We start from the raw sequence: 6253 nt of genomic DNA, 5'->3' as shown, positions 1-6253 counted from the left end.
GTCGGGGGGGCGGGGGGGGGGCGCGCGCGGGGGGGCGGCCCCCCCCCCCGCCGCCCCCGGCGGGGGGGGGGGGGGGGGGGGCGCGCGCCGCCCCCCCCCCCCCCCCGCTGTCCGTTTTCACACTGTTCGCAATGATCCGTCACTTTGTGTCGTGTGTGCAGCTCAGGGGGTGTGCGTGGGCCCCTTCGCCGACGTGGGACGATGGTCCGCATGCCAGCGACGCCGACGCCGAGTGCCCCGAACGGACGGTACAACCGTCCGGACGCCTCGATGTCCCTGCTGACCAACGTCATGGACCACAGCCTCGACGAGGGCTACGCCGAGGCGGCCGCGGCGCGGGGCGGAGACCACGACAGCCGGATACCCAGGACGGTCCGAGGCCTGCTCACGCTGGGCGCCGGGCTGGCGTTGGTCGGGGTCGTGGTGACGGTCGGCGCGGTGAACGCGCACAAGGCGGAGCCGACGCTGGCCAAGGAGCGGGACGCGCTGATCCACCGGATCAACGACACCAACGGCTCGGCCGACCACCTCCAGCAGCAGGTGCAGGACCTGCGGCGCAAGGTCGAGAGCACGCAGCAGCAGGCGCTCGCCACGGGCGACGGCGACGAGGGCGGTCTGACCGGCGCGGTGGGCCTGGGCGAGGTCGCGGGGCCGGGCGTCAAGCTGGTCCTGGAGGACGCGGCGGGGACCGGCGGCGGGGGGAACGTCGACCCGCGGGCCGGGCAGGGCTTCTCCAACAGCGGCCGGCTGCGGGACCGCGACCTCCAGCTGGTGGTGAACGGCCTGTGGGGATCCGGCGCGGAAGCCGTGGCGATCAACGGCCAGCGGCTCACCGCGCTCTCGGCGATCCGGGCCGCGGGCGAGGCGGTGCTGGTGGACAACCGGCCGCTCGTCCCGCCGTACAACATCCAGGCGATCGGGGACGGGCCGAAGCTGCTCACCGCCTTCGAGAACGACATGGCCGGGCAGTACCTGCGGCTGCTCCAGGAGAAGTACGGCATCAAGTCGACCATGTCCGCGCAGAAGAGCCTGACGCTGCCGGCCGCGGTGGGTGTGACGCTGCGGACCGCCCAGCCGGTCACGCCCGAGTCTTCGCCCCCGGCGTCCTCGTCGGCGGCTTCGGTCACCCCGACGCCGTCACCCACCGCCGGAACCTCCGGGAGTCCGAGCGCGTCCGTTTCACCGTCTGCGGGCACCGGGCGGCGAACGCCGAGCGGGTCCGCGAAGACCACGACAGCCCACTCGTCCACGACGGCCCCGACCGGGTCGTCGTCCGCAGGGACAGGAGCAGCTAGACCGTGATTGCCGTACTGGGTCTCGTGATCGGGGTGGTCGTCGGACTCTTCGTCCAGCCCGAGGTGCCGGACGCCGTCGTGCCGTACCTGCCGATCGCGGTGGTGGCGGCGCTGGACGCCGTGTTCGGCGGCGTCCGGGCGATGCTGGACGGGATCTTCAACGACAAGGTGTTCATCGTCTCGTTCCTGTCGAACGTGGTGGTCGCGGCACTGATCGTCTTCCTCGGTGACCAGCTGGGCGTCGGCTCGCAGCTGTCCACGGGTGTGGTCGTCGTCCTCGGCATCCGCATCTTCTCCAACGCGGCCGCGATTCGGCGCCATGTCTTCCGCGCCTGAGCCGGGCCGCGGGGCGGCGGAGGAGCACGCGGACGGCGGCGGGAACGCGTTGGAACGGGCCGCCGAGGCGCCAGGGCCGGAGTCGGCGGCCGAGGCGGGCCCGGCCGAGCCGGTGGACGGGGCCGGGGAGGTCCGGCACGCCGACCAGGTCGACCAGACCGAGGAGCCGGAGAAGGCCGAGGGGCCTGTGGCGGCGGTGGAGGAGCCCGAGGAGCGGGCTGCGGTGAAGTCTGACGCTAAGCCTGAGCTTGATGCGGAGGCGGCGCCCGCGCCCGTGGTGCGGCTCGCGAAGGCCGCGGCGCCTGAGCCCGGGCCTGTGTCTGAACTCGGGCCTGCGTCTGAGCCCGAGCCTGCGTCCGAGCCCGTGGCGGAGCCGGCAGCGGTGGATCGCAGTGCGGGGCGGCGGCGCCTCAAGGCGGCCCTGTGGCCGCCGCGGATGTCGCGCGGGCAGCTGGTGGTGGCGCTGCTGCTGTTCTCGCTCGGCCTGGGGCTGGCGATCCAGGTGCGGTCGACCAACGACCACCACAGCCAGCTCCGCGGGGCCCGCCAGGAGGACCTGGTGCGCATCCTCGACGAACTGGACAGCCGCCAGCAGCGTCTTCAGCAGGAGAAGGCGGAGTTGGAGCAGTCCCTGGCCAAGTTGGAGAACAGTTCCAACCAGGCCAAGGAGGCCCAGGAACAGACCAGGAAGAAGGCGACGGAGCTCGGCGTGCTCGCCGGTACCGTCAAAGCCACTGGTCCGGGCATCGTACTCACGGTCGATGATCCCCAAGGGCAGGTGAAGGCAGATATGCTGCTGGACACCCTGCAAGAACTTCGAGCGGCGGGGGCGGAGGCGATTCAGATCAACGATGTGCGCGTGGTGGTCAACACCTACTTCACCGACGTGTCGGGCGGCGGGGTGCAGATCGACGGGAAGAAGGTCTCGCAGCCCTATCGGTTCACCGTCGTGGGGAACCCGCAGGATCTGACACCCGCGCTGAACATCCCGGGGGGTGTCGTCCGTACTCTGGAGAGTCACCAGGCGCGGGCGACGATCACCCAGCAGCAGAAGGTGGTCGTCGACGCCCTCGTGGATCTGAAGACGCCGCAGTACGCCAAGCCGGCTTCGAAGTGACGGGGCGCCCGACGAACAGCCCGTCATCCGCGGGCGGCACCCGGTGCGGGGCGCCGCCGTCGCGTGGGCGAGACTGGGTCGTACCAGCACGCACCGGAGCACCAATCGCAGTACCGACCGTCGGAGTACCACTCCAGCAGGCCCGGTCCGCAACCGGGCCCGCAGCCTGTCCGAGGTTCTCACCCTGCCCCGCGGGCGGGTCTGTCACACGCAAGGGGATTCGCCCGTGAGTTTCTTCTCGAAGTTGTTCGGTCGTAACAAGGGCCGTGGCGCGGCCTCCGTCGAGGCGCCCACCGCGCGGCACCGCCGGCCCGAGGACGAGGCCGCCGTGCCGGGCATGCGCCCCGCCCCCGAGGGGGCGGCGTACGCCGAGCAGCAGCTGTTCCGGGACGGCGCGGCCGCCCAGTACGCAGGGAATCCGGTGGGTTACGGCGCGTCGGTTGACCCTTCCGGCGACCCGCGCATAGGTTTCCAGTCAGGACCCTCAAGCTCTGGTGGAGGGTTTGCCCCGGACCCGTACGCCGGGCACAACCCGTCGGGTGTGCCGCGCCAGGAGGCTGTGAACATGGCTGGCCCCACTCCGTGCCCCAGGTGCGGCAACCAGAACCCGGCCGCGGCCCGGTTCTGCTCCAACTGCGGTACGGCCCTGCGCGGTGGCCTGCTTCCGGAGGGGGCGGCGGAGACCACGTCGACCATCTCCATCTCCGGCCTGGAGTCGTACGACCCCAACACCACGACCGGCACCGGCGCCACGCCGGCCCTGTCGGCCGAGGTGCTGTCGGCGATCGACGCGCTGCCGCCGGGCTCGGCCCTGCTGATCGTCCAGCGCGGTCCGAACTCGGGCAGCCGCTTCCTGCTGGACTCGGACGTCACCACGGCCGGCCGTCACCCGCAGGGCGACATCTTCCTGGACGACGTCACGGTCTCGCGGCGCCACGTGGAGTTCCGCCGGACGCGGGCCGGGTTCAGCGTCGCGGACGTCGGCAGCCTCAACGGCACCTACGTCAACCGGGAGCGGATCGACGAGGTGTCGCTGAACAACGGTGACGAGGTGCAGATCGGGAAGTACCGGCTGGTGTTCTTCGCCGGCCACAACCGGGGGTACTGAACCCAACGTCGGTAGGAGCCCGAGTGAGTACGAATACCCCTTCATCTTCTCTCGGGGCGGCCACCCCCGCATCGTCCGGTCCGCAGGCGGACCGCGGCGGGCGCGGGGTGGTCGCGGGCCCCAGGCAGCCGATCCGCCCGGACCGGCCGGGTGGGCGGCGGCGCGGCGGTGACGAGCTGCTGAGCATCGGCGCGGTGTTGACCTTCCTGCGCGACGACTTCCCCGAGGTCACCATCTCCAAGATCAGGTTCCTGGAGGCGGAGGGCCTGGTCGAGCCGCAGCGCACGCCCTCGGGGTACCGCAAGTTCAGTCCGGCCGACGTCGAGCGGCTGGCCTACGTCCTGCGGATGCAGCGTGACCACTACCTGCCGCTGCGGGTGATCCGCGAGCACCTGGACGCCATCGAGCGCGGTGAGGCACCGCCCGCGCTGCCGTCCGCCGACACCCGGCCCGGACCCGTGGAGGAGGCGGACCGGGAGCTGGGGGCTTCGGCCGACGTCCCGTCCGGAGTCCGGCTGGGGCGTGCCGAACTGCTGGCGGCCGCCGAGTCCGGGGAGCGCGAGCTCTCCGAGTGGGAGTCCTACGGTCTGGTCGCGCCCGGCCCGGACGGCGGGTACGACGGCGAGGCGCTGCAGGTGGCCCGGCTGGTCGCGGAACTCGGCCGGTACGGGCTGGAGCCGCGGCACCTGCGGGCCATGAAGGCCGCGGCGGACCGGGAGATCGCGCTGGTGGAACAGGTGGTGGCGCCGCTGCGCCGGCACCGGAACCCGCAGACCAGGGCCCATGCCGAGGCCACTGCGCGGGAGCTGGCGACACTGTCCGTGCGGCTGCACGCGGCGATGGTCCAGGCCGGTCTGCGCGGCCGCGGATAGCGTCCCCGCGGGGTTCCTGCGGGGCTCCTGCGGCTGTCCGTCCAGGGCCCCGGCTGACCGCAGTGCACCGCGCTGACCAGGGGCGTCGGCCCTGCGCTTTCATATCCGGGGCCTGAGCCATAGGGTTGCCTGTGTGAATGAGCTCGACGTCGTGGGTGTCCGAGTGGAGATGCCTTCCAACCAGCCGATCGTGCTGCTGCGGGAGGTCGGGGGCGATCGGTACCTGCCGATCTGGATCGGTCCCGGCGAGGCGACCGCGATCGCCTTCGCCCAGCAGGGCATGACGCCGGTCCGCCCGCTGACGCACGACCTGTTCAAGGACGTCCTGGAGGCGCTCGGGCAGCAGCTCACCGAGGTCCGGATCACCGACCTGCGGGAGGGCGTCTTCTACGCCGAGCTGGTCTTCACCGGCGGGGTCGAGGTGAGCGCCCGGCCGTCCGACGCGATAGCGCTGGCCCTGCGCACCGGCACTCCGATCTACGGGAGCGAGGAGGTGCTCGCCGAGGCGGGCATCGCGATCCCGGACGAGCAGGAGGACGAGGTCGAGAAGTTCCGCGAGTTCCTCGACCAGGTGTCGCCCGAGGACTTCGGGGGCAGCGGTCCGCAGTAGCGCGGACCGGATTTCTCTACAGGTCAGGCCGTTGTTTGGCTTGCCGTTTTGCCAAAAACCGTCGACCTACCCACACTAGGGGCACGAAAAACCACTCTCCTGAGTGATGTGGTTTGGCTGGCCCGGCGTGGCGATCGTTGACGGGTCATAGGGGACTGCCTACCGTCAGGAGTGGCTGTCCGGGTGACCGATGCCCGCAGTTCGGGTTGCCCGCAGCACCAGTGGACGGAGGCAGGCATGAGCAGCACCGGCGATGGCACGGCCGTGGGAGGCCTGTGTGCCGTGCACCTGCCGCGCACCGCTCGCACCGTGACGGACCTGCCCCGGGTGGGCAGGTTCCCGGCCGTGCAGCCGGGCCAGCCCGCCATCGAGCGGCTGGCCCCGACGTCCGAACTGATCGGCTACCGCGGTCCGACGGCCTGCGCGGCGGCCGGCATCACGTACCGCCAGCTGGACTACTGGGCCCGGACCGGACTGCTGGAGCCCAGCGTCCGTTCGGCGTACCCGGCCACCAGCCAGCGGCTCTACAGCTTCCGCGACATCCTGCTGCTGAAGATCGTGAAGCGGCTGCTCGACGCGGGCGTCTCGCTGCAGAACATCCGGGTGGCGGTCGCCCATCTGCAGGCGGCCGAGCAGGGCGACCTGGCCGGGATGACGCTGATGTGCGACGGCGCCACGGTGTACGAGTGCACCACGCCGCAGCAGGTGGTGGACCTGCTGAAGGGCGGTCAGGGGGTGTTCGGCATCGCGGTGGGAGTGGTCTGGCGGGAGCTGGAGCTCACGCTCGGGCGGCTGCACGCGGAGCGCACCGACACCGGCGAGACGCTGGTCGGCCACGACCCGTCCGACGAGCTGGCCCAGCGGCGCAACCGGGCGGTCTGACCGCAGAACTGACGAGGCCGCGGGCCCGGACGG

7 protein-coding genes are annotated in these 6253 nt (G+C 71.8%); all 7 read left to right on the top strand.

Translation table 11 applies throughout. The annotated features are described in order from the left end of the window. The first annotated feature begins 210 nt into the window (after positions 1 to 210). The 7 genes from ACFV6D_RS16835 (at position 211) to ACFV6D_RS16805 (ending at position 6220) form a co-directional block, all read left to right on the top strand. Complete coding sequence (locus ACFV6D_RS16835) at positions 211 to 1302, top strand: DUF881 domain-containing protein (protein WP_347878554.1); 1092 nt, start codon at positions 211 to 213, stop codon at positions 1300 to 1302. After that, a complete protein-coding gene (locus ACFV6D_RS16830) occupies positions 1299 to 1631 on the top strand; it encodes a small basic family protein (RefSeq protein WP_030062488.1) in 333 nt (110 codons plus the stop codon). The genes ACFV6D_RS16835 and ACFV6D_RS16830 overlap by 4 nt, the downstream gene beginning before the upstream one ends. After that, positions 1615 to 2748 (top strand): DUF881 domain-containing protein, encoded by a 1134-nt coding sequence (locus ACFV6D_RS16825; protein ID WP_380560321.1) that lies wholly within the window; start codon positions 1615 to 1617, stop codon positions 2746 to 2748. Before ACFV6D_RS16830 ends, ACFV6D_RS16825 begins: the two co-directional genes overlap by 17 nt. 226 nt (positions 2749 to 2974) lie before the next feature. After that, complete coding sequence (locus ACFV6D_RS16820) at positions 2975 to 3856, top strand: FHA domain-containing protein (RefSeq protein ID WP_079136055.1); 882 nt, start codon at positions 2975 to 2977, stop codon at positions 3854 to 3856. Positions 3857 to 4035: 179 nt separating this feature from the next. After that, a complete protein-coding gene (locus ACFV6D_RS16815; protein WP_208869207.1) occupies positions 4036 to 4728 on the top strand; it encodes a MerR family transcriptional regulator in 693 nt (230 codons plus the stop codon). Positions 4729 to 4861: 133 nt separating this feature from the next. Next, a complete protein-coding gene (locus tag ACFV6D_RS16810; protein ID WP_063350203.1) occupies positions 4862 to 5338 on the top strand; it encodes a bifunctional nuclease family protein in 477 nt (158 codons plus the stop codon). A gap of 237 nt (positions 5339 to 5575) precedes the next feature. Continuing rightward, a complete protein-coding gene (locus tag ACFV6D_RS16805; protein ID WP_063350204.1) occupies positions 5576 to 6220 on the top strand; it encodes a MerR family transcriptional regulator in 645 nt (214 codons plus the stop codon). Positions 6221 to 6253: the final 33 nt, after the last annotated feature.

The organism is Kitasatospora sp. NPDC059812, from assembly GCF_042732075.1.
Lineage (GTDB): Bacteria > Actinomycetota > Actinomycetes > Streptomycetales > Streptomycetaceae > Kitasatospora.
This window is presented reverse-complemented; position numbering and strand designations above follow the sequence as displayed.

Excerpts from the sequence above, each read along its gene's own strand:
- ACFV6D_RS16835 (WP_347878554.1), top strand. The coding sequence starts at position 211 with ATGCCAGCGACGCCGACGCCGAGTGCCCCGAACGGACGGTACAACCGT.
- ACFV6D_RS16805 (WP_063350204.1), top strand. The coding sequence starts at position 5,576 with ATGAGCAGCACCGGCGATGGCACGGCCGTGGGAGGCCTGTGTGCCGTG.
- ACFV6D_RS16825 (WP_380560321.1), top strand. The coding sequence starts at position 1,615 with ATGTCTTCCGCGCCTGAGCCGGGCCGCGGGGCGGCGGAGGAGCACGCG.